The following is a 24,228-nucleotide window of genomic DNA, read 5'->3' as shown; positions in this document are numbered from 1 at the left end:
GCCACGGCCGTTTGCCAGACTCGCTCGGCTAAATCGGTGTATTCGGGCCACTGGCTCCTCAGCCGCAGACGCAGGCACTTCTCCAACACCCGAGTACTGGGCAGTAGTTCGACCCGCTCGACGAGACCAGCCACCCATGCCAGGCCCACCGAAGGTCGCGCCAAGCGATGCGCTAGGGCCAACGCGGGCCACGGTCCCAAGTAACTGCCTTTGCGGACCACTTGCACCAACGACAAACAACCCGCCAGTTCATTCTGCATCACCAGATTTTCAAGCTGACGCATCGACGTTTGTGTCAACATGGCCTGAGGACAACGTTCGCCTTCTTCCTCAATCAGTTGCAACTGTTCGGACAGGCCCGCCGCAGCCACCACCATGCCTGCCTGAAAAGCCAAATATGGTGTCGGCAATTGATGAGTGCGAGCTGTCAACTCAGTGAACATGGCCAGCGCAATCGCCTCGTTCCATTGATGAACCAGGCGATCATGATTTGGATCCATGCGTCGATCGAGCGCCCAGCCCACGGCTCGGGTGGCCAACTCGATTACCGCCCACAATCCTTGCGACCACGTCCAGCCCGCAACTGGGGCAAAGGCGCAGGGCTTTTGGAAAGCTCGATCCAAACGAAAGTACTCGACATCCATGACCAGGGCTACCGAAGCGGCCGGTTCATGTGCCACGCGCGGATCGTGGCCGTCGAGCAACTCAAAAAAACGATCCAGTCCCGACAAAAATGTCGACGACTCAACCAGCGCTGCGGATACGACCGGAGAAGCAGCCACAGGGCTATGGCTGCCCAAAAACGTGCGCACAGACATTCCAGCTTTCCCTGAGGGGCAGAGGGTAAACCAGTGGGGGGTGCCAGGCCAAAGAATTGGGGCTCTTGGGGCCGTGGCGAGAATTAACGTCAGCAAGTTTAGGTCACATTTAGCGAAGTGCATCCGCCTTTTTGGCGATTTGAGCTGCCGGGATGCACCGCAGTGGTCGCGGTTTTTGCTTGCCACAGGTCGATCTGTGACCTACGTTTCCCCGAGCCTACATTTGTCCAGTGGCCACTTCGTCTAACACGGTTTGCTCCATGAATTCCCACACGAACGCCCCCACCAGCCGCCCCTCCGCTGGTGGTCAGCCCGAGAATTTGGACGACATCATCCGCCGCATTCACCAATTGGCTGCTGATCCCGAAGCAGCGCATAGCCAAGCAAGCAGTCCCGCACCGCTGCCACCCTCGCCACCTCCCATGGCTCCGCCGGCTGGACAGCCGACTGCGCCACCGATGCGCACGCAAGCGGCCAACCTGCCACCTGCCAACCTGCCAGCTTCCAATGGACAACCCGCCAGCGCGACACCGGTCGTTGCGCCCCAGGCTGGTCCGCGCCCAGCTGGCCAGCCCGCCATGGCCAACTACCGAAATACGATTCCCCAAGTTCGCGGACAAGATCCCGACTTGCCCGTCATTCGCCCTCAGCCTCCGAAGAGCTGCAGCTTTGGCGAAATAACCGCAGATCGCGATCAGCCATTTATTCCGCGAGCTCCCAATACGCTGGAAGCCGCCGGTCTGAACTCTTCGATGGTCGAAGAACTGATTTGCCGCTTCCTACTCAATCGCGGCGAAGCCTCTGGGCGTCAGATCGCCGATCAAATTCGCTTGCCCTTTCGCCTGATCGACCCGGTGCTCAATCGGCTCAAGAGCGAACAGATGACGGTCTATCGCGGCGCCAACTCGGTGAACGACTATACGCATTCACTGACCGATCAAGGTCGCGATCGTGCTCGACGTTATAACTTGCGCACGACTTATTATGGCGCTGCGCCTGTAACGCTGGAAGACTATTGCCAGGCCATCAAGCTGCAATCGGTCGAAGGTCAAAACCCCAAAGCGGCTGATTTGACCAGCGCGTTCAGAGACTTGCTGGTGTGCAAAGAGATGCTGGCTCGTCTAGGCCCTGCCATCAACAGTGGCCGCGGCATGTTTTTGTATGGCTATCCCGGAAACGGCAAGACCAGTATTGCTGAACGTGTCACTCAAGCGTTCGGTCGCTACATCTGGATTCCACGTTCAGTGGTGATCGATGGCGAAATCATGCGTCTCTACGATCCGCTGATGCATGAACTGGCCGAGTCGGAAAAATCCCAAGGCCTGCTGAACGAAGCGACCTACGACATGCGTTGGGTACGCATCAAGCGTCCCACGATTGTGGCCGGCGGCGAGTTGACCATGGCCATGCTGGAAGTCCAAAAGGACAAAGAAACCAACATCAACGAAGCACCGCTGCAACTGAAGAGCAACTGCGGCGTGCTGGTCATCGACGACTTCGGTCGACAACGTATGCGAGTCGATGAACTGCTCAATCGTTGGATCGTGCCTCTGGAAAAACGTTACGATTTCTTGAACATGTCCAGTGGTAAGAAGACTCAAGTTCCGTTCGATCAGCTAGTGATCTTCTCGACCAACTTGCAGCCCAAAGACCTGGTCGATGACGCTTTCCTGCGCCGTATTCCTTACAAGATCGAAGTGCCCAATCCTAGCGAAATGGCTTTTCGTAAGTTGTTTGAGATTATGGCGCCCAAAGTTGGCTTGCCGTACAAACCCGATGCCGTGGAGCACTTGGTCAGCAAGCACTACATTACGACCGGCCGCCCCTTCCGCAACTGCCATCCGCGCGATTTGCTTCTGCAAGTACGCAACTTCTGCCTCTACAACGATTTGCCGATGGACATGTTGCCCGAGTATTTCGATTACGCTTGCGACAATTACTTCTCGATCATGTAACGATCTCAAGTTTGAAACGCAGAGGCCGCAGAGTCCGCAGAGAAAACGCTGTGGGCGAAAATTTCTGACAACGGTCTTCTCTGCGATCCTCTGCGTCTCAGCGTTTTCAGATTTTTGCTGAGGAATTCACTAGCAGCGCTGGCGCGGGGACACACCACCGGTTGTTCTACGGGGCTGTCCCCAGCCACTTCCAGTGGGCCAGCTGACAACGGTCTTCTCTGCGATCCTCTGCGTCTCAGCGTTTTAACATGGGGTTACCTCGCTTCAATTTCAAGCTGTGATACAATCTCGCGATTCTGAAACGCTTGTTTCTGCCCGATGGTGGGGGGTTTTGCTTACTTTGAATGACGCGCCTGGAGTGCTGATCGTGGGTGCCGGCTGGATCGGTCGGCAAGTCGGTCTGCGCATGGCTATCTGCGGACTGCGCGTCGCACTGGTCGACAAGAACGCAGCCGCGCTTGCCGACGCCCGTAGTTGGATGCACCAAGCCAGCGGCCACTACATCCAGCAGATCGAAGCCGATGCTCGTAGCTGGAATCAACCAGCCACCGAACCCCAGCAGGCTGAAAGACTTGATCACACAGGACACAGGCTGGAAGCCTATGCCACACTCTCCGAGTGGGAGCAGCGAGTTTCATTCGGCCAGCCGCTCGACCAACTAGTAAGCTCGACCGAAGTGGTGCTCGAATGCGTCAGCGAACAGGCCAGCTTGAAGCGCCGAGTCCTGCGAGAATTTTCTAGCCAATTCCCCAAGCCTACGATCATTGCATCGAACAGCTCCTACTTCACACCCTCGACCTTAGCGGGATTCGTCGCCTCGCCCGAACGCTTTGCACACTGGCATTTCCACGTGCCTCTGTCCCGTTCCAGCATCGCCGACGTGTGCGGCCACCCCAACACTGAACCACCTGTGCTGGAGCGCCTGGTCCAATTAAGCAACATGATCTATCAGTACCCTTTGCGACTGCGCCATGAACAACCCGGTTACGTCTTCAATTGGCTGTTGCAGTCGGTGCTTCGCAGTGCCTTGGAGCTGGCTGCCCGCGACGTGGCAAGCATCGAAGACATCGATCGCGCCTGGCGTACCGTTTCGGGAATGCCACTGGGACCGTTTGCAATGATGGACCATATCGGACTGGACGTCATCGAGCAGTGTCTGGCCAATGCACGTTGGGATGATTCGCGGGGCATTCCGATCGAAAGACTGCTCGAGATCTTACGCGGGCCCATCGATCGCGGACATCTAGGACTAAAAAGTGGCCGAGGTTTCTACGACCATGAGTGATTCGCCTTCGGCACGCAGCCGGTACCAGGCCAGGCTCAGCGCGATCGCCGCCATCGAAGCCCACATCGCAGAGCGCAATGGCATCTTCGTGCTTATCCGCACCGTGCTGTTTTTCGCGGCCGCCATCTTGCTATGCGCTGGCTACCTGGGGGCTGAACCTCGCAACACCTTGCTCATCATTGGCTGGGGGCTGGCCGCCGCCTTCTTAGTGGCCATCACTGTCCATGAACATCAACGCCTGCGCGGCTTGGCCGCGGCCCGACAAAAGAAACTCTACGAGCGTTTACTCGGACGCATGGATCGCCAATGGGACGAATTGCCCGCGATTCCAGCAGGTGTTACCGAACGATCGGCCTTGGCCGATGACCTGGACCTGTTTGGACCAGCCAGTCTGTGGCAGCTGATGGCCCTGCCAAGCACCGGCTTTGGTCGCCATACGCTTACGCAGTGGTTACTGAGCGTACCGCAGTGGACCGAACTGACCGAGCGGCAAGCGGCGGTGCAGGATCTGCAAAGGGCAGCCACGCAGCGCGAGCACATCTTGGATTCGATTGCTACGATCAGCGATGGAGCTAACGATTCCACGGAGCTGGCCAATTGGGCAGCCGGTCCAAATTGGCTTCCCAAACATCGCATCGCGCATGGCCTTTCCTACCTCGGCCCAGCCCTGATCATCGTGGGCATCGTGTGGTTACTAATAGCCAGCCTGCCCAAAGAAGCCGACCATCTGCAACTGTCGATTGCCTTCGGCATGATCGGCAGCGGATTTGCAATCAACCTGATCTTGACGATGGGTTGGGGCAGTTGGATGCACGATATTTTCTTGCGCGTCACCGGCTCCAACCGCGACGCTCAGAAGTTGAGCGATGTCTTCACCGCAATCGGTGATCTGCCGGGTTCGAGCTCGATTGTCCTGCAACTCAAGACCGCCGCCAGTCAAGGTGATCGTTCGGCCGTGGCTGGATTCCGAGCCTTGATGTGGCGCGTCGTGCTGGCGAACTTGCAGCGTGATCCGCTGTTTTACATCGTCTATCTGGGTCTGCAGCTGGTGCTGGCTTGGGACTTTCGAGTCATGGAGCTGCTCGAGAGATGGCAACGCCAGTATGGCAAACATACGCACGCCTGGTTCATCGCACTCGGTCAATGCGAAGCTCTCATCGCAGCCGCGACCTTGGCCGACGAGAATCCCGACTGGTGCTATCCGACGCCATGCCATGATCCCGAGTTGATCTTCAAGGTGCAGACGCTCGGACATCCACTGCTGACCAGCGAGCAGCGCGTGACCAACGACGTGCAGCTCAAGAGAGCTCAACCCCTACTGTTGGTGACCGGTTCAAACATGGCCGGCAAAAGCACGCTGCTGCGCTCGTTAGGTCTGAATCAGATTTTGGCTCGCTCCGGCGGGCCGGTCTGCGCCAGCCAGTATGCTTCACCGCTTTTCGACCTGGCGACCAGCATTCGCGTACGCGACAGCTTGAAAGAGGGCGTGTCGTTCTTCATGGCTGAATTGAAACGCCTGAAAGAAGTGGTCGATACTGCGCAGGCCGCCGCCCAGCAGCCGCAAACACTGCCACCCGTGATGTTCTTGCTCGATGAGATCTTACAGGGTACCAATAGTCGTGAACGCCAAATCGCAGTCATGAAAGTCATCCAACGCTTGCTTGATTCCAGCGCCGTCGGTGCGATCTCAACGCACGATTTGGAGCTGGCCGATCAATCAGCCATCATCGATGTCAGCCAGATCGTACACTTCCGCGAGTACTTCGAAACGGGCCCCGAAGGTCAAAAGATGCGTTTCGACTACATCATGCGCCCGGGTCCAACGCCGACGACCAATGCGCTAAAATTACTCAGCATGGTAGGTTTGGATTCGTAGCCCGCCGAGGCTGGCAGTTACAATAATCCGCTTTACCCACTTACTCTTGCGAGGATGCCATGACTCGATGCTGCGCGCTTGCTTTCTCCGTCGCTGGCCTACTGTTGTCCACCAACACTTGGGCTCAACCGAGCGTGATCAAACATGAACTGATCTACCAATCGGCTCCATTCCCAGAATGCCACGCCTCCACGATCGAGCAAACGACAGCTGGCACGTTGATTGCCTCCTGGTTTGGTGGCAGCTACGAAAAGCACCCCGATGTCGGTATCTGGGTCAGCCGCTTTGAAAACGGCACATGGTCCACGCCCGTGGAAGTTGCCAACGGCGTCCAGAACGACAAACTACGCTATCCCACCTGGAACCCGGTTCTATTCCAACCCAAAAATGCGCCGCTGTCACTGTATTTCAAAGTAGGCCCAGCACCCGATGATTGGTGGGGCGAAGTCATTACCAGCACCGACGATGGCAAGACATGGCAAGATCGACAGAAGCTGCCCAATAAAGGTATTGGTCCAGTCAAGAACAAACCGGTGCAATTGACTGACGGCACCATCCTATGCCCTAGCAGCGATGAAACTGGCGGACCATGGACAGTGCATGTCGAAATGACCAAGGACAACAAGAACTGGACGAAAGTTGGTCCACTGAACGATGGCAAAAAAATTCGCGCTATTCAGCCGACCGTGTTGATGATGGGCGGTGATAAACTGGGCATGCTCTGCCGAGATGGCGTGGCTGATGGCAAAGTTTGGCAATTGTGGAGCGATGACGCGGGCCAGAGTTGGACCGAGTTCCAAGCCTCAAACCTGCCCAATCCTAATTCTGGCATCGATGCGGTTACGCTATCCAGCGGCAAACATTTGTTGGTTTACAACCACACCATTCGCTCCGGCCCCAGTCCCAAAGGCCGCGAACATCTAGGCGTGGCCATCTCTGAAGATGGCAAGACTTGGAAAGCCGCGCTGACGCTCGAACAATCCAAAGGCGAATACTCGTACCCCGCCGTGATCCAATCGGCCGATGGCTTGGTGCATATCGTCTACACCTGGAATCGCAAACGCATTCGCCATGTCGTCGTCGACCCGACCAAGTTAGAACTGCTGCCACTGGAGGACGGTAAGTGGCCCTTCGATAAAGCACCCAAGTTGCCAGAGGCAACTGGTGTGTAGAATCAATTGGCTCCTGGTTACCAGGCTCTGCCTGGTAACCCACTGCACCGCAGGCTCCGCCTGCGCATCTCCAGCGAGAGAGTTGCGTCACAGCCAAAGAGATTATGCATCTTTTAAGTCGTTGCCGCGAAACAATTTGTGTGGTGCATTCCGCTGCGAACACATCCGCTTCGGTAACGAGCCCCCTCCCGGAGCCTAGCTTAACGCTGGCTCCGACCTCCCCCAAGCAAAGCTTGGGAGAGGTGACATGAACCCATACACACTACTAAGTTAAAAGCTAGACGATCTCCAAAGAGCACCGGAGGCGGAGCCTCCAAGGCAGTGCGTGCCCAGTCAGAGCCTGGGCACGAGGCTCTACTTCAGCTTCTCAGCGCTGGGCAACTTGGCTGATTGAGGATTCTCTTCAAGCGGTTCTTCAATGAAGCGGGCAGTGTAGTGCAGCGATGTTTCGGCGCCGCGGAATCCGACGACTTCGTCATCCCAGTTCAACTCTTTGCTGACCAGTCGGCCACGATCGATGTCGAACTTGATAACGCCCTTGCTCATTTGCTGCATCAGCTGTGCATCGACGCTGGGGTCGTCGATCGGTGTCAGCGCTTGCGTTTCGACACGAATGGTAGCGATTCCAGCGGATACTTTTTCTAGCGTGTATTGTTCGCGCAGCTTGATGGTCTTCTGCGTACCGTTCTCCAGCTTAACGCGGGCTTCGCGCGGGATACTCCACTGAGCGCCGATATCAACTGGTTCTGGCGGCAGTGGTACCGCTAGTTCGCCCATGCCCAGTGGCGGAGCCTTGGATTTGTTATCGCGCTCGACTATCTTTCCGGTGGCATCGATGGTCACGATCGCTACCGGCTCGGTGATCGTCTTGGCCACGTGAGCGAAGATCGGCGGCACTTCTTTATCTGTGCGACTGTTGTAGGTTACTTCTGGGTTATCGCCAGTCTTTTGCGACATATCGACAGCCTCGATACGGTACTCGAAAGTCATTTCACCTTCGGGACTAACCGCTTTGACATCCCATATTTTGTCGCTGGATGTGCGAGAGTCGCTGACATCCTCGGTACCTTGAATGCGCGTTAGCGTGTTGGCCAGGTGCGTCGTGCGCGATCGGATCAGTTCACCCGGACGCATCATGTGCTTCAGAGTAAACTTATCGGTCGAAGTCACCGTCTTGGCAGCCACCGCAGCTGCAGCAGGCGCCTTGGCGGGATTACCACTGGTATCCAATACGCTCTTGCCAACCGGTGTTTTGACCGGTGGCGAAGGTTGAGCTGGAACATTGGCCGGCCGTGGCGCGGGACGTTGAGCCGATTTTGAAGGAGGTCGGTTGCCCGATGGCTTAGATGAAGTCTGCCCCTGCAGAGATCCACTAAGGAAACATACGCAGGCGGCCATCGCACAACTTGTAACCGTGACCCATCGTCGTAGAGAGCAGTTCATTTTCGGCCTCCTTGCCGACAAAAGTTGCTTCGGTATTTTGTGGCTATCTGCAAGCAAAACTTGGGATAGCGTTAGTGTTGCTTGTCGCGAGGGTTGCCACCCCAGCCCAGTTTATCACGCAACGTTTGATATTCGTTCTTGCCCGGTATGGCAATCATCTTGAACGATACCGGTGCCCGCGTAATGCGATACTGATCGCCTTCAGCCAAAGTACACAACGGTCTACCATCGACGACCGCCGAAGTGGTTGTGTGCCCTTGGCGCACGACCATATCGAACACGCGCTCCGACGAATCGACCACCGGCCGCAACGTCAGCGTGTGAGGACTGATCGGACTGATCACCACTGCCTGCAAACTGCGATGCAGAATCGGACCGCCAGCAGACAAATTGTGCGCAGTCGAACCGACAGGCGTACTGATGATCAAACCATCGCAGCTGTAAGTAGACGCCAATTCTCGATCTACGTAAAGATCGATCTGCAACATCGAAAAGGGAGGACCACCCAAGATGGCCGCTTCATTCAAACCCAACTGATGATGCGTAGATTTGCCATTTTGCCATACCGAACAGTGCAGCATGACGTGCTCGATCACCGGATAGTCGCCGGCACAAATCTCCGGCCACAATCGCTCCAAGTCCTCGGTGCCTAAAGCAGCCAAGAAACCCAGCCTGCCTAGATTTACGCCAACCACGGGTTTCTGATTCAGATCCATCTGGCGAGCGGCACTTAAGATCGAACCATCGCCACCCAGCGTAACCACCAGATCGACGGGCGTCAGCGCGAAGTCGAACGACTGATCCTCGTCAATGGTGACGATATCAGCCGAGCGTTTGAGTATCCGTTCGATCGCCGGCAGCTCCGATCGCACGCGCGGCCGATTGACCGCAGCCAGCACCGCAATTCGCGGGCGATGCCGACCAGCTGTAATCCAAGTTGCATCGGCCATAGGTACTCGCTGTCTCCTTTCGCTCCGCGAAAGGCCCGCAGACCAATTGGGGTTGATGGCGGTGAAAGTCAGTTAGGAATGAACGAGAACTAATGAGGGATGAGCCGTACCTTTCGCGGAGCGAAAGGAGACTTTATGTTGGCCTGGTTGCGGGTTCCTGGGACAGGATCAAACAGGTCTGCACAATACCGCGTTCGGATAAGTTGCAGTTGTCCAGCAGGTCTTCGCGCTCGCCATGTTCGACAAAGACATCAGGCAAGCCCAAACGCTTAACGTGCCGCGTGTCCCAGCCGCGATCGTTGGCCAGTTCCAGCACCGCCGAACCAAAGCCGCCCATCAGTTGAGCCTCTTCCAACGTCAGGACAAATCGGCACTCGTGAAATACCTTCGCGAGCAACTCTTCATCCAGTGGCTTGATGAAGCGAGGATTGATGACGGCCACCTCGAGACCTTGCTTGGCAAGCTTCTCAGCCGCATGTAGCGCAGGTTCCAGCATGGCTCCCAAAGCCAGGATCGCGCCATCAGTTCCCCAACGAACGATCTGACCTTTGCCCAGTTGAACTTTGTCACTCTCCAAGCCCAGCTTCGGAGCCGAGGCTTTGGGGTAGCGAATCGAGCACGGCATGTTGGAATCGATGGCGAAGTCGAGCATCGTCGAGACTTCCTGGCAATCGGCCGGCGCCATGACCACCATATTTGGAAAGGCACGCATATAGGCGACGTCGAAGACGCCATGATGCGTCGGACCATCGGGACCGGTTAAGCCGGCGCGATCCATCATGAAGACCACCGGCAAGTTCTGCAGGGCGACTTCTTGAAAGATCTGATCGTAACTGCGTTGCAAGAACGTGCTGTAGATCGTCACGACCGGACGCAAACCCGTCTTGGCTTGGCCGGCAGCGAAAGCCACGGCATGCGATTCACAAATGCCCACATCAAAGAAACGGCTCGGAAACTCTTCACGCACTGGCTCGAGTTTATTCCCTTGACACATCGCAGCGGTCATCACAGTCACGCGTTTGTCGCGACGCATGGCGTCGCCGATCGCATCGCGGGCAAAGTTGGTATAAGCCGGTTGACCACCGCCCGATTTGATCTTCGGTGTACCATTATCATCGTGGAAGGCAGGTGGCGTATGAAAGTAAACTGGATCTTTCTCAGCCGGTTGATAACCGCGACCTTTTTCAGTCACCACATGCAACAGAATCGGACCGCGCAGATCTTTTACCATCTGCATATACTTGCGCAGCAGCCCGATATCGTGACCATCGATCGGTCCGATGTAGCGGAAGCCGAGCTCTTCGAACAACATGCCGCCGTGCAGGCCTGCTTTCATCCCTTCTTTGATTTGAGCCAACATGCGTTCGGCCGGATCTCCGAACAAGGGCACGCGATTGAGCATCTTGGCGACTTCGCTCTTGATACCCGTGTAGAACGGATTGGTGCGCAAACGATCGAGATAGCGGGCCACCGAACCCACGCGTGGACAGATGCTCATCTTGTTGTCGTTCAGTACGACGAGCATATCTGCGTTCAGTTCGCCGGCATTGTTGAGCGCTTCGAAGACGATGCCCGACGGGAAGGCTCCATCGCCGATGACCGCCACGCTGCGACGGGCACCTTCGCCCCGCAAGTCATCCCCGCTCTTGAGCCCCAAGGCCGTGGAGACACTGCAACCGGCGTGGCCAGTCATGAACAGGTCGTAGTCGCTCTCCGACGGATTGGGATAGCCCATCATGCCGCCGCGAGTGCGAATATTGTCGAACAATTTATTGCGACCGGTCACTAATTTGTGCGGGTAGATCTGATGACCCGTATCCCAAATCAAGCGATCGCTACGGAAGTCAAAGACGCTGTGGAGGGCCAGGCACAGTTCGACCACCCCGAGGTTGGAGGCAAAGTGCGCGGTGCGAATGCTGAGCAGGCCGCAGAGCCGCTCGCGGATTTCGCCCGCCAGTTCGTTCAATTCGGGCAACGACATCTTGTGCAGATCGGCCGCCGACTCTATCGAATCCAGCAGTTTGGACATGGTTAGTTATTCCTCTCTAACACAAAACGTGCCATAGCCACGAGGGACTGGGCGGCCGACCCTAAGGGTTCGACAGCCAGGCAGGCCTCGCTTATTAACTGTTCGGCCCAGCGTCGCGAACGATCGACGCCCATCAGCCGCGGATAGGTCAGCTTGCCCGCAGCCTCATCCTTACCAGTATGCTTACCCATCGTTTCAGCTGAACTTTCCACGTCGAGTAAATCATCAACAATTTGAAATGCCAGCCCGATCTTAGAACCGAATTGTTCCAGGGCGGCTAACTGGCCAGGGCTCGCTCCGCCCGCAATTCCCCCCAGTTTAACGCTAACAGTGATCATGGCGCCGGTTTTCCGCTCGTGAATGTACTGCAGAAACGCTAACTGCTCTTCGGGCGTTTGGCCATAAGGGCAATAGCCGTACCGACCTTCGGCTGCCAAGTCGTCCGCTTGTCCACCCACCAGCGCCGCGCGACCAGCGGCGCGAGCGAGTTCCAGACACGCTGCCAAACATGCCTCAGGCGACAGCTCGGCGGCGGCCACAGCTTCAAAGGCCAGCGCTTGCAGAGCATCACCGGCGAGGATCGCGGTGGCTTCATCGAATTGCTTGTGGCAAGTCGGTTTGCCGCGCCGCAGGTCGTCATTATCCATGGCGGGCAAGTCATCATGAATCAACGAATACGCATGGATCATCTCAACGGCACAGGCCGCCGGCAGAGCTGATGGCCATTCCCCTCCAACCGACTGGGCGGCCAGCAGAACCAGGATCGGTCGCATGCGTTTACCTGGAGCCAGCAAACTATATCGGATGGCTTCTGTCAGTCGCTGCGGAGCACCTTTCAAGGGCTGGCAGTATCGGTCCAGGGCGGCGTCAACGGCCGCTCGTAGTTCGGCCAGATGTTGCCCGTCGAGAGCTGGGGAAACAGTATTCCGGAGAGGCGCTGTATGCAAAGCTTGACGCAGTCGATGAGGGTCGCAGTTGCTAATGGATCAGGTTCGTCGGCAGATTTTAGAAAAGTTGACCCGATTCGTCCACATCCGAAACGCGGCGAGCCGGTCGAGACACCTGAGGAGCCTGGCCCGCCGAGCGTCGCGATGAACGTGCATCGCGTTTCTCTTCCAGGCTCATTTCAGTCTGATTTTCCAACGGCCTGGTGACCGGTTCACCTTGGGCATTGAAGCCGCTGAGGATCTCGATCTTACCTTGGGCCGCATCCAATTTTCCTTGGCAAATTCGCAGAAGCTCGACCGCTTCGGAGTACTCCGCCAAACTCTGCTCCAAGGGCACATTGCCCTGTTCCAAGCGGCGCACCAGTTCCTCTAACCGCTGCAGCGCCTGCTCGAACGAGCGCTGCTCAGCCGCCACAGCCGAACCGTTTTCGCTTTCATGCTTGGATTTGGACATTTGTGAAGTTTGAAGTTTGAAGTTTGAATTCAGTACCTCCTCAGTCGCACCGTCAGTATAGGACTCCCCGACTCAAAAGGAACGGGGTCTGTCTCCATTATGGCTGGCAAGTCCGCCAAACTGAGCTCGATGGGTAGTCCAGGCAGTTTCTGCCAAGTTCGCAGGGAGTACAGACCAGTTCGCACTGGCTGGCTAAGTGCCCGCTCGCGATCGGCGTACACAATCGCCTTGAGCATCACCGAAGGCTGCCTTCGGTCACCCAGTTCGGTCCAACCCAAGGCGTTGAAACAAGCCAGATGCCGCGCCAGCGGCGATTGGCCAAGCTCGCCGCAGGCATGCAAAACTTCCATGCCCGCAGTCCAGCGGGGATTGAATTCCAACAGCCATAATTTACCAGCCCGATCTTCGATGAAGTCCGCTTGCAGCCAACCGCGATAGCCCGGCAGCGCAGCGGCCACACGGCTCGCCATCACTAAAGTCGCCTGCGATTGCCGGCGCGTTAATCCAATCGGTCCCAGCGAGCCACGATAAATAAACTGCGTCGGCCCCGGCCACTGATCGGCAGATAACGACTCCGTCGCTCCCACAATCACCACCCCTTCACGACTGAACATGAAGGTTACACCAATCGAACGCCCATGAATAAACGGTTGCCAATATCCCTCACCAGTTGACGAGCGAAGAGTCGATATGTGCAACCCACCCGAGCCACGCAGTGGCTTGAAGAGCCATGCTTCTGTGGCATAGGCTTCCAGCCTGTGTTCTTCTGTGGCATAGGCTTCCAGCCTGTGTTCTTCTGTGGCATAGGCTTCCAGCCTGTGTTCTTCTGTGGCATAGGCTTCCAGCCTGTGTGCTTCTGTGGCATAGGCTTCCAGCCTGTGTGCATCTTTACCTTCTTCCTCCACACAGGCTGGAAGCCTATGCCACATTTCCTCCACACAGGCTGGAAGCCTATGCCACAACCCGGGCCAGGCCAGTCCTTCGATACCTTGTGCAATTTCTGCCCAGAACGTGGGTTTTCGCAGCGTCTCTAGTTCATCGACCCGTGGGCCGAGCACAGGTGCAATCTGATTTAAGGCATCCACAATCAGCGGATGATGCTCCATGCCACCGGCCAGCAGCCAGGCATCGACTTGCAATGATTGGGCAAGGCTTAGAATACCGCCGGGCCAATCGCTGACTACATAACATGCTTCAGCCAGGTCAAGCGTATCTTGATCTCCAAAGGCATCGACGGCGACCGCCGAGAGTCCGAGATCGACTGCGGCTTCTACCAGTGCGCGGGTCGAGTATCCAACGATGCCGACTCTCACACTTGATACCTAAGGGAGTGATACGCTGAAACAGAAAGAACATGTTTCTGCGAAGTATACTCGTGCCCTTGACTGGGGCACAAGCTTTCACAAGTCAAGGTTTAAGCCCGCTATCTGGTTATGGGCGTGAAGGCAGCGTGAGTGCCAGCAGCGCATCGACTTGCCACTGGGTCATCAGCTCCTGATGAATTTGCGGAAATCGCTTTTGAAACTCAGCCAACTCGGGAGTTTCGCCAGCCAACTTTCGCAACCTGAGTTCGTTGCAGATCAAATTCAGGAGACCATCGTGGCTCAGGGCCTCCACTGCAACTTGCTGGTCAGCCAGTAGTGACTCAACGCGTTCAATAGCACCACGCATGTTTTGAAGCATGAGCAGTTTGTTGATCAGTGATGCCATGAGCTGGTTTCGCTTAGAACTCTAGTCCCAATTCGTCTGACACGCGGCGCACGGCTCGCGAGAGTCGTTTGCGAAGTAGTACCGCGTCAACACCTAGTTCACATTGGATTTGTTCCCAGGAATGGCCGGCCTGGCGGCGTTGCAAGAGCTCAGCTTCCTCGGCGGTGAACAACTGATGAGCCCGTTCAAGCAGTTCGGCCAACTCAACATGGGCCGAGGCGGTTTCCGATTCGACTTTGGCTACCTCGCCAACTTGATCGAGCGAGACGGTCGCCGACCTGGAGCGTTTGGCTGCCGATTCGCGGCGCTGAAGCATGGCAAACTTCTTTTTCGCAATGCCCATTAACAAACGCCGCAAGTCCTCTTCGGTTTGGAGAACATATTCACCGGCCGAAAGATTCAACAGAAAGCCACCGAAGACCGACTGACAAACATCTGCCGAATCAGCGATGGCCATCAAGTTGGCATTCTTGATACGAAAGCGCAGCGAACGGCGAATGTACGGTTCGTAATCGCGCACGAAGTCCGAGACCACCTTCGTGTCGCCACTCTGCAGCATCCGCAGTTTTTCGCCAAAGGAATCGTTGCTTAAGTTTGACATACATCGTAAAGCGGCTGTTCCAGCCGCTCAGCACCCTCCAATCACAGTCTTTGGCGTCAATTGACCAGCTTCATTGTCGACTCAGCACGCGGCAATCTGCTCCCCGTCCAGAATCGCCAAACATCCCTTCTAAAAACGCAGAGACGCGGAGGATCGCAGAGAAGACCAAAAGCAGGGCGACTAGCGCGACGCCTCCTTAGCGCCACCATACCCGCGCCTATCAACATCAGCATAATCGATCCGGGCTCAGGCGTGGCCGTTACGCGCAGCGTCGCACTGCGAGTGAACAAGACGCTGCCGTCGAAGGCATCGCCGTTGCCAGCCAAGAAGCCATCGGTATTGGTATCAATATCTTGGAAACCAAGCTGTACAATTCCGGCACTCAGCGCCGTCAAACGTAGCGAGGCCAAGAGCATGCGATTGGGATCCGCGGGAGTGCCAAAGTTCATGCTTAAACTACTAAGATCGACGTTCACTCCACCGCTGACGAGCGTAACCTGGTTATCAAAATCAAAAGCACTATTGGCCCGGACATCAGTTGGTGCCAGCACCCGCGCCCGTGATTCCGCGCCCGCGTAGTCCAGGCGAAAAGCCGCCGAGAAAATACCCTCATCCGTTAGCAAAGTTGAGGGATCCTGCTGAAGCAGATAAACATACACATCCACCGTTTGCCCAACTTCAATCGTGGAGTATTCGGTCACTTCCATGCCAGAGACATTGGCAAACTGGAGTACGAAGTCGGCGGAGGCTGCTCCGCTGACCAGCCATACCCACGGCCCAACGATCGATGCCAACCAGCTCCCGATCCGATCCATTCCAGCCTCCAATCGACCAATTACTTTACATATAAACTATCTGCAACAACTTAAGGGTTCAGAATTTACAGTCGCACCGTGTACCGGTTGCGGCGCAGATTGAATTCATCTCGATCGGTACCATTGATGGCACCGTCTCCGTTGATATCGAAATACCACAAGTAGTTAGGCTGGCCGATCGTAGAACCAAATGAACGGCTGAGCATCAGGAAATCGCGATTGTCGGTATCGCGGTCACCGTCGTAGTCACCATAGAGCCGGTAGAAATAGTCGACCGACTGCGCACTGATCTGATCAACTCCGCGATACGCATAGTCGTCGCCAGCCACTCCGTCGGAGTCACCATCGAGCAGTTGGCCATTGAGTACATCGGTAACTTTGTTACTGAAGACTTTCAGTTTGTATTTGCCGTCCCCTAACGAATGGAGTGCATTGCCTTGAGCATCCGCGAAATGAATCACGACTACGGTGCGGCCGCCCACCACGCTGATGTCCAGTGTCCGCAGAGGAATAACGGTGTCGTATACAGCCGGCGTGCCCTGAGCGATGCTGACTCCTTCCACCAATCGCACCTCGATAGCCTCTGGCAGCAGTTCGACTTGCGAACTAAATGTCAGTTTCAAACTCTGCACGGCGGAACGTTGACGCTGGTCGGTACCATTGACTTCCGCCGACACGACTTTAGGGGCAGCGTTTGGGATCAGGGCCAGCGTAACTTGCGTGGATGTGGATGTCAGCTTCCAGAGCGTTCCGCTGGGGGCTGTCGGTAGCGTTACACTGGCAAAGGAACCCGAAATAGCCGCTGCGCTGAATAGCACAAACGTGTCGCCAGCTTTGGGCGTAAAGCCAAATCCCAAGTCGATCAATTGCACAACTAAATTACCGCCCAAGGTCAGATTACCGGTGACCACAACTTTGTCGTAGCTGGTACCGGCTGTCGTCCCACCAATTTCCACCGTGGCTGTATTGGTTGGTGCCAACACAGCATTGCCTGAAATATTGGTCAGCGTAGGGCTATTGCCAAAGCTGGTACCGCCTGAGAACGTAACGTTGCCCGCAAAACTACCGGCACCCGTTACCAGATCGGTAAAGGTCAGACCAGTTGAAGTGGCCTGGACAAAACCCTGATTTACAAAGCGATCACCTGGAGTCGAGATGGTACCGCGACCCGAGACGGTCTGGGTAGCGCCGACGAGAATTCCGTTGGAGGCCGTCAGACGACCACTGGCAACACTGGAACCAATCGTGGTTTGCGATCCCAGGATGGCTTGATGCGCGTCGTTGAGCGTGACGGTGAAGGCACCTGTGTTCAGCCGGCCACCTATCTCAATTCCATCCAGTGCCGTGGCATCTCCTAAGCTCAAGTCGCCAGTCGCCGTGATGGTCGAACCTCGCTCGGCAACCAGCGGAGCTTGAAGGATTCCGGCGGCCAAGATGGTTCGACCTGCCGAGAGGTACAATCCAGCTGGTGCTGTTACACTACCGCCGCGCACCGTCAGTGCAGTGCCCAGCGTCGTGAAGCCCGCCGACTCAATCGTCAAGGCATTGGCACCAACGTTTAGATTTCCGGTGATGTTGGCGTAGATGGCGCCCAGCAAGGATAGTGGTTCGATGCCCGTAAAGCTGATCAGATCGGACAGGCCTTCGTCTTGATATTGATCGATGACCGACACCTTGGCGTTACTCATCGTTCCGGCGGTGGAGAACAGGTCATAACTTGTCTGTCCCGTACCACGCACAATTAGCTCGTCGGTACCGGCCCGGCCGTTAAAGCGAATGCCGCCCGCAAATGCAAAGAAGCCGCCTGCCGCATAGTCGATGGTTAGACGATCACGGTTCGCAGCACCTTCAACGGTCACACTGTTGGTAAAGGCCATCGGCTGTTGCAGAAGGGTTGTTCCGGTCATTTGATCGATCAACTGCACGTCATCGCCATTTCTTCGCAGCGTTAGATCCGCGCCTCCGGGTGCTGCGGTATAGGTATAGTCAGGAATAGAGACCGGAACTTGGTAGTCTTCTACTTCACCGGCGCCAGCGCTATCGCCTGGCTGTGGATTTGTCACCGTTCCGTCATACACACGAAACCGAAAGTTTATTACGCCCGGTCGTGTAGGAGCAGGTAAGCTCAAGAGAACCGAATCCGAATAGGAATTTTGCGTGGGATCCGGGGGGCCAATGATAGTCAGCAATTCGAGTCGCTCGTCGTCCGACCATACGCCGTTCTGATCAAAGTCCATCCAAACGACAAGCCTGGCCACAACGAAATTGGTAATCGTGTACGAAATGCGAAACTGACCGGTCGTCAGGTCGATGGGATCGATTTGAACGCCATCTTCATCATCGATACCCGCCAGATCGTCACCGAGCGCATTACTAGAGATATGAGGTGCTGGTTCGCTATCGCGCAGGACTCCCAACATCGGCCCTCTGGGAATATGCGAGGCTACCTGGGTGTAATTGGCTGGTGCATCGCCAAAGTCCAATTCGTTGACGAAGGTGACTTGATAGTCCTCGACCTCACCGGCCGCACTGGCATCGTCGGGTTGAGCATCGGTCACCGGTCCGTCATAGACTCGAAACCGGAAGTACGTTGTTCCTGCCAGCGTAGAGGCCGGTAAATCCAGAAACTCCAATCTAGAGTAGGTATTGGCTGTTGGATCTGGCGAACCATTAACGGTGATTATGTTTATTCGCTCGTCCTCCGACCAGATACCGTTTTGATCGGCATCGATCCACGCCACCAACGTGGCCCGCACAAAGTTATTTATCGTATAGGAGACGGCGACTCTTTTGCCGGTAGCCAGATTAAAGGTCTCGATCGTGATCCCATCTTCATCATCGATTCCCTCCAGATCGTCACCGAGCGCATCGCTAGAGGTATGAGGCGCTGATTCGCTATCGCGTTGGACTCCCAACATCGGCCCTCTGGGAATATGCGAGGCTACCTGGGTGTAGCCGGCTGGTGCATCGCCGAAGTCCAATTCGTTAACGAAGGTGACTTGATAATCTTCGACTTCACCGGCCGAACTGGCATCGTCGGGTTGAGCGTTGGTCACAACTCCATCGTAGACACGAAATCGGAAGTACGTCGTTCCTGCCAGCGTAGAGGCCGGTAAGTCCAAAATCTCAAATCTAGTGTAGGTATTGGCTGTTGGATCTGGCGAACCATTGACGGTGATTATGTTTATTCGCTCGTCCTCCGACCAGATACCGTTCTGATCGGCATCGATCCACGCCACCAACGTGGCCCGCACAAAGTTGGTTATCGTATAGGTGATACCGACTCTTTTGCCCGTCGCCAGGTTAAATGTCTCAATCGCGATCCCATCTTCGTCATTGATACCCGCCAGATCATCACCGAGCGCATCGCTAGAGGTATGAGCCGCTAGTTCGCCATCTCGGCTGACACCCAACATCGGCCCCACCAGCGCGTGTGAGGCGACCTGCGTGTATTCAGCCGGGGCATCGCCAAAGTCTGAGAAATCGTCATTGAGTATGACAGCGGTTGCTTCACTATCGGTACCCACCACATACGGATCACGCTCAAACGCCTCGAGAGTGACGATGATGGTTTCATCTGGTTCTTGTACTTCGTCGGCGATCGGGCGAATCGAAACGGTCGTCGTCGCCTGACCGGGTTGGAAGTAAGCGAACCAGCTTGTTTCCATACTCGCACCATCGGACTGGCGATAGTCAGGCGTCGCTCCCACCGGAACGGCCGTACCGCTGAGGCGGAAACTTACGAACATGCCGTCGAAGGTCGAACCAGTTCGGCTGAACTGAAAAGTGAAGTCGGAGTTGCTGTCTTCGCTTAGTGAACTAGGCGCCTGCAACGTAACGCCGATCGATGGCTTAGGATCATCACTGACAATTGTCCCAGCCGCGTTGGGTGGATTTCCGAGTACATATCCTGTTGGATCTGTCAGATAGAAGAAGGCCGTTTCAATATCTTCGTAGATGGTATCGTTGATGGGCGTTACGATGACGTTGGCAAAAGCACTGCCTGCGGGAATGATGACCGTGTAGATATTTGTTTGAAAATCGTAGGATTCAACACCGGAGGCGGTGAAATCGAACTCATTATACGCTGACCCCGACATCGCAAAGCTGACCGTTAGTGGCTCAGCGACTCCGCCCGTGCGTTCAAAGTGGAAGGTCAGAGTATCGGTTCCGGTCTCAGCAATTTCGCTCGTGCCCACCAGGCTGAGTGTTACTTCTGCTGGCGCCAGCGTCTGACGATACCACTTGAGCTTGCCGGACTGGTAGGCGCCTGCCAGAACATCCAGGTCGCCATCACCATCAATATCGGCTGGAACTGAACTATGCGCTCCGTTGACGGCAAATGAATTCTCAATCAACGTGCGTCGGAAACTCTGCGCGCCGTTATTGGCATACCACACGAATGAGCTTTCGCCATATAGACTGGCCAGCACATCGAAATCTTGGTCACCATCCAGATCGGCCACTTCGATACTGCGAACGCCCGTGGCGGCCGTATCAATGTACGAAGCCTGGGCGAAGATTTCACTGCCCAGGTTTTCATACCAGGCAATTCGATTGTCATGGATCGAAGAGGCCACCAGGTCGGTGTCTCCGTCGCGGTCGAGATCAACGCCGACACTGCGGTGAACACCACTTTGCGTATGCACGAGATCATGCGTTTCAAACGAAGCGGCCGTCAACGTAGGACCGCCGAGATTCTCATACCAACTGATTTGGCTGTCGCCCAGCGAGACCGATAGAATGTCTAGTAAGCCATCCTTGTTGACATCGGCTGCAGACACATCGTAGGCCGAATTCAAATCGGAGCGAATGACAACTGTCGTGAATACTGGGTCAGTTGCCCCGTCGTTGATGTATAGCTTGATGACACCGACATTTGTTCCGTTACCGGCGGCGGACGACAAGACATCGATATCACCATCGGCATCGATGTCTGCTGCATATACTCGGGTCGCTAACTCCACGCCTGAGTCCAACAGACCACCGTCTTCGAAAACTCCCTGACCGTCGTTCTTGTACCATCGAACGGCATTTTCAAAGTAGATGGAAACCAATACGTCCAGATCACCATCCGCATCAACATCGGCAGTTACGGCACTTGAAGGACCAGCCACAGCCGCCACGGTCCCGGCGAGCGTGAAATTGCCTTGACCGTCATTGGCCTGCCAGGCTACCTGGTTGCCAGCGAAAGCAGTCGTCAGTGAATCAACATCTCCATCGCCATCAATGTCGGCCGCATACACGGTCGAAAGATACGGATAGATGCCGGGAAGATCAGTGCTAGCGGTAAAGGCACCGGTTCCCGTCGCGGAAGTGGCTGGCTGAAGTTGGACAGCATAGTCTTCAACTTCGCCATCACTGGCTGGACCACTGACACCCAATCCACCACTGCTGCTCAAGCGGAAGCGCGCAAAGCTGGTCCCAACTCTTGCATGGCCCGGTACGCTATACGATAACGAGTTGTTGCCACTAACAAGTGAAACAGAGTCGAAGATCTGTTCGCCCGGACCTCCCCAAGATCCATCGCCATCGAAGTCGATCCACGCGTCCAGCGTGCCACCACCGGTAGTGGCAATCTCGATTGACTGATTAAGGTTACCGACTTGCGCCACAATTGGGGCAAGGATCCCATCTTCGTCAGTGCCGTCGTCAGTCTGACCGCCTGACTCCGTATCTCGAGAGACTCCGAGAAGGGGACCAATCGCCAGGTGGCGAGGTCCGTTCTGAACCAGCGAAGTCGGATAGGGCGCCGGTGCATCGCCATAGTCAGCTTGATCGATGATCGTTACCTGGTAATCCTCGACTTCACCGTCAGGGGCTGCACTGTCCGGTAGTTGATGGTATCCGCTATAGCCAACGCGTATACGCGCAAATGTTGTCCCAAGGGTTGCGGTCGAAGGTATCGCGAAGGTCGATGTGTAGTCCCCGTCGCCGCTGGCGTACAACAAATTGACAATGCGTTCGGTGGCGTTGTCCCAGTTACCCGAACCATCGAAATCCATCCAGCCGTCCACATAAGCAGCCCTGAAAGTGCTCGCTGTATTGGATAACGTCAGCGTCAGCGTACCCACGCCCAGCGCGCGATTGATGACAAACGAACTGCCAATCATGACTCCATCTTCGTCATCCACACCCGCCACATCGTCACCCGACGCATCACTGGATGGTTGGGTCGCTGTCTCTATATCACGCAGTGCACCAAGCATTGGACCCACAGGCAGGTGGGACGCGATTTGAGTGTAAGTTTCTGGCGCATCGCCATAGTCAGCTTGATCTATGATCGTAACTTGATAATCCTCGACTTCGCCGTCAGGAGCAGCGCCTGCCGGGAGTTGATGGTTTCCACTATAGCCAACGCGGATGCGCGCAAAAGTTGTTCCAAGGGTTGCGGTCGGAGGTATCCAGAAGGTCGATGTGTAATCCCCATCGCCGCTGGCGTAGAGCACGTTGATAATACGCTCGGTGTCATCATCCCAATTGCCTGAGCCATCGAAATCGATCCAGCCGTCCACATAAGCAGCGCTGTTAGTACTCGCCGTATTGGAAAGCGTCAGCGTCATTGTGCCAACGCCCAGCGCGCGATTGATGACAAACGAACTGCCAATCGCGACACCATCTTCGTCATCTACACCCGCCACATCGTCACCCGATGCATCGTTGGATGGTTGGGTCGCTGTCTCTATATCACGCAGTGAACCAAGCATCGGACCCACAGCTAGATGCGACGCGACTTGAATGTAAGCTTCTGGCGCATCGCCATAGTCAGCTTGATCGACAATCGTTACCTGGTAATCCTCGACTTCGCCGTCAGGGGCAGCGCCTGCCGGGAGTTGGTGGTTTCCACTATAGCCCACGCGGATGCGCGCAAAGGTTGTCCCAAGGGTTGCGGTCGAAGGTATTGCAAAGGTCGATGTGTAGTCCCCGTCGCCGCTGGCATAGAGCACGTTGATAATACGCTCGGTGTCATTGTCCCAATCGCCTGAGCCATCGAAATCGATCCAGCCGTCCACATAAGCAGCTCTGAAAGTGCTCGCTGTATTGGATAACGTCAGCGTCATCGTTCCAACGCCCAACGCGCGATTGATCACAAACGAACTACCAATCATGACACCATCTTCGTCATCCACACCCGACACGTCGTCGCCCGATGCATCGTTGGATGGTTGGGTCGCTGTCTCTATATCACGCAGTGAACCAAGCATCGGACCCACAGCTAGATGCGACGCGACTTGAATGTAAGCTTCTGGCGCATCGCCATAATCAGCCTGGCCATCCATGCTGGCTTGAATCTCGGCTTGCGTCAGCGCGCTCTCATAGATCTTTACTTCATCCATCAAACCGTCAAAGGCGTATCGCGGAGAGCGATAGGCGCCCAAAATGACTGGTGTCGTGGGTTCTACAACGCGTTTACCACTGTGGAAACCTGCCACATCCATGGTTCCGTTGACGTAGATGGTCATCGTATCGTTTGCACCGTCTATGGCATCGTAAACCGCCGCTACGTGATACCACTGGTTGAGGGCCAGGCTAGTAGAGCCGACGACTTGTCCATCGAGATTTCCGCTGCCAGTAATCTGGTTGACGCGGAAGACCAATTGATTGGATACGCCAGACAGAAAGCCAAAACCATATTCACCCTGACTGCCTGCAAAATTGCCCTTGTAGACAAGACCGTTGTTAGTGTTGTCCGCCGATAGCTTCACCCAAGCTTCGATCGTCAAGTCACCAGCGATGTTCAGCGGGCTTGTAATGCCAGTTGCTACAGTCAGTTGATTATTGGCGCCGGGACCATTGAGGACGAACGCCTGGCCGAACTGACCGGTTTGAAGATCGGGGCTAGAAATCGCACTGGGAGTAGCATGAATGGTTCCAACGGAGTCGAGATAGTCGCCGTCGCCTTTCCACCAGGCCACAAGATCGCCCGCCAGCGGCAAGCGATTTTCGAGTGTTTCGATAGCCAGTAGCTTCCTGCGTCGCACTCTCGATGCGAGATTCTTGCCGAGCTTGAACATGCGTGCTCCCAAAACTAAACCGTAGGCGTTAGCCCCGGTCCCGTGGTAATCAACTTGCCAACGATACTCAGGCAAGTAATGCGTATTGGCTCTGGGAGTGAGCCACGTAAATCGAAAGATTCTGGAATATCGATAAATCTTGTGTGGGAACTCATCCC

15 protein-coding genes (1 of these 15 only partly in view) are annotated in these 24,228 nt (G+C 55.7%); 4 read left to right on the top strand and 11 right to left on the bottom strand.

Going from position 1 to position 24,228, the window contains the following annotated elements:
• On the bottom strand, nucleotides 1–818 hold the 5' portion of the coding sequence (locus SH573x_RS08045) for a hypothetical protein (RefSeq protein ID WP_479354007.1). It extends 34 nt beyond the left edge of the window; the window shows 818 of its 852 coding nt (coding positions 1–818); the start codon lies at nucleotides 816–818; the stop codon falls past the left edge of the window.
• Nucleotides 819–1,078: 260 nt separating this feature from the next.
• Here SH573x_RS08045 and SH573x_RS08040 point away from each other — a divergent pair, with 260 nt between their 5' ends.
• From SH573x_RS08040 to SH573x_RS08025, 4 genes are all read left to right on the top strand, one after another.
• Entirely contained in the window at nucleotides 1,079–2,773 is a 1,695-nt protein-coding gene (locus SH573x_RS08040; RefSeq protein WP_479354005.1) for a DUF8689 domain-containing protein, read from the top strand.
• A 331-nt stretch (nucleotides 2,774–3,104) separates the two neighbouring features.
• On the top strand, nucleotides 3,105–4,058 hold the full coding sequence (locus SH573x_RS08035) for a 3-hydroxyacyl-CoA dehydrogenase NAD-binding domain-containing protein (RefSeq protein ID WP_479354004.1): 954 nt from the start codon (nucleotides 3,105–3,107) through the stop codon (nucleotides 4,056–4,058).
• Nucleotides 4,051–5,934, top strand: a complete 1,884-nt coding sequence (locus SH573x_RS08030) for a MutS-related protein (RefSeq protein WP_479354002.1) — start codon at nucleotides 4,051–4,053, stop codon at nucleotides 5,932–5,934. The genes SH573x_RS08035 and SH573x_RS08030 overlap by 8 nt, the downstream gene beginning before the upstream one ends.
• A 59-nt stretch (nucleotides 5,935–5,993) precedes the next feature.
• Nucleotides 5,994–7,106: a sialidase family protein gene (locus tag SH573x_RS08025; RefSeq protein ID WP_479354001.1), complete on the top strand. Its 1,113-nt coding sequence runs from the start codon at nucleotides 5,994–5,996 to the stop codon at nucleotides 7,104–7,106.
• Between the two features lie 354 nt (nucleotides 7,107–7,460).
• Here SH573x_RS08025 and SH573x_RS08020 read toward each other — a convergent pair whose 3' ends face one another.
• The 10 genes from SH573x_RS08020 to SH573x_RS07975 all read right to left on the bottom strand — a co-directional run bounded on the left by SH573x_RS08020 (nucleotide 7,461) and on the right by SH573x_RS07975 (nucleotide 24,145).
• Complete coding sequence (locus SH573x_RS08020; protein WP_479353999.1) at nucleotides 7,461–8,549, bottom strand: hypothetical protein; 1,089 nt, start codon at nucleotides 8,547–8,549, stop codon at nucleotides 7,461–7,463.
• A gap of 71 nt (nucleotides 8,550–8,620) precedes the next feature.
• Nucleotides 8,621–9,499 (bottom strand): NAD(+)/NADH kinase, encoded by an 879-nt coding sequence (locus tag SH573x_RS08015; RefSeq protein WP_479353998.1) that lies wholly within the window; start codon nucleotides 9,497–9,499, stop codon nucleotides 8,621–8,623.
• A gap of 133 nt (nucleotides 9,500–9,632) precedes the next feature.
• The gene (dxs, locus tag SH573x_RS08010; RefSeq protein WP_479353996.1) at nucleotides 9,633–11,528 is read right to left on the bottom strand and encodes a 1-deoxy-D-xylulose-5-phosphate synthase; all 1,896 of its coding nucleotides are present in this window, start codon (nucleotides 11,526–11,528) and stop codon (nucleotides 9,633–9,635) included.
• A gap of 2 nt (nucleotides 11,529–11,530) precedes the next feature.
• On the bottom strand, nucleotides 11,531–12,475 hold the full coding sequence (locus SH573x_RS08005; RefSeq protein WP_479353994.1) for a polyprenyl synthetase family protein: 945 nt from the start codon (nucleotides 12,473–12,475) through the stop codon (nucleotides 11,531–11,533).
• A gap of 58 nt (nucleotides 12,476–12,533) precedes the next feature.
• Complete coding sequence (xseB, locus tag SH573x_RS08000) at nucleotides 12,534–12,929, bottom strand: exodeoxyribonuclease VII small subunit (RefSeq protein WP_479353992.1); 396 nt, start codon at nucleotides 12,927–12,929, stop codon at nucleotides 12,534–12,536.
• A gap of 29 nt (nucleotides 12,930–12,958) precedes the next feature.
• Nucleotides 12,959–14,242, bottom strand: coding sequence for an ATP-grasp domain-containing protein (locus tag SH573x_RS07995; protein ID WP_479353990.1), 1,284 nt, complete (start codon nucleotides 14,240–14,242; stop codon nucleotides 12,959–12,961).
• A 118-nt stretch (nucleotides 14,243–14,360) separates the two neighbouring features.
• Nucleotides 14,361–14,639, bottom strand: a complete 279-nt coding sequence (locus SH573x_RS07990) for a hypothetical protein (protein ID WP_479353989.1) — start codon at nucleotides 14,637–14,639, stop codon at nucleotides 14,361–14,363.
• 13 nt (nucleotides 14,640–14,652) lie between these two features.
• Nucleotides 14,653–15,240: an RNA polymerase sigma factor gene (locus SH573x_RS07985; RefSeq protein WP_479353987.1), complete on the bottom strand. Its 588-nt coding sequence runs from the start codon at nucleotides 15,238–15,240 to the stop codon at nucleotides 14,653–14,655.
• A 56-nt stretch (nucleotides 15,241–15,296) separates the two neighbouring features.
• Nucleotides 15,297–16,055: a PEP-CTERM sorting domain-containing protein gene (locus SH573x_RS07980; RefSeq protein WP_479353985.1), complete on the bottom strand. Its 759-nt coding sequence runs from the start codon at nucleotides 16,053–16,055 to the stop codon at nucleotides 15,297–15,299.
• Between the two features lie 65 nt (nucleotides 16,056–16,120).
• Nucleotides 16,121–24,145 carry a GEVED domain-containing protein gene (locus tag SH573x_RS07975; RefSeq protein ID WP_479353984.1) on the bottom strand — a complete coding sequence of 2,675 codons (8,025 nt, stop codon included), beginning with the start codon at nucleotides 24,143–24,145 and terminating at the stop codon, nucleotides 16,121–16,123.
• Nucleotides 24,146–24,228 lie beyond the last annotated feature (83 nt).

It is taken from the genome of Rania fehmarnensis (genome assembly GCF_056494185.1).
The sequence above is the reverse complement of the archived record's forward strand: the minus strand, read 5'-3'. Positions and strand labels throughout refer to the sequence as shown.

Bases quoted from the DNA above. Each gene is read 5' to 3' on its own strand.
- dxs (WP_479353996.1), bottom strand. From the start codon at position 11,528: ATGTCCAAACTGCTGGATTCGATAGAGTCGGCGGCCGATCTGCACAAG.
- SH573x_RS07990 (WP_479353989.1), bottom strand. From the start codon at position 14,639: ATGGCATCACTGATCAACAAACTGCTCATGCTTCAAAACATGCGTGGT.
- SH573x_RS07980 (WP_479353985.1), bottom strand. From the start codon at position 16,055: ATGGATCGGATCGGGAGCTGGTTGGCATCGATCGTTGGGCCGTGGGTA.
- SH573x_RS08015 (WP_479353998.1), bottom strand. From the start codon at position 9,499: ATGGCCGATGCAACTTGGATTACAGCTGGTCGGCATCGCCCGCGAATT.
- SH573x_RS07985 (WP_479353987.1), bottom strand. From the start codon at position 15,240: ATGTCAAACTTAAGCAACGATTCCTTTGGCGAAAAACTGCGGATGCTG.
- SH573x_RS08020 (WP_479353999.1), bottom strand. From the start codon at position 8,549: ATGAACTGCTCTCTACGACGATGGGTCACGGTTACAAGTTGTGCGATG.
- xseB (WP_479353992.1), bottom strand. From the start codon at position 12,929: ATGTCCAAATCCAAGCATGAAAGCGAAAACGGTTCGGCTGTGGCGGCT.
- SH573x_RS08025 (WP_479354001.1), top strand. From the start codon at position 5,994: ATGACTCGATGCTGCGCGCTTGCTTTCTCCGTCGCTGGCCTACTGTTG.
- SH573x_RS08030 (WP_479354002.1), top strand. From the start codon at position 4,051: ATGAGTGATTCGCCTTCGGCACGCAGCCGGTACCAGGCCAGGCTCAGC.
- SH573x_RS08040 (WP_479354005.1), top strand. From the start codon at position 1,079: ATGAATTCCCACACGAACGCCCCCACCAGCCGCCCCTCCGCTGGTGGT.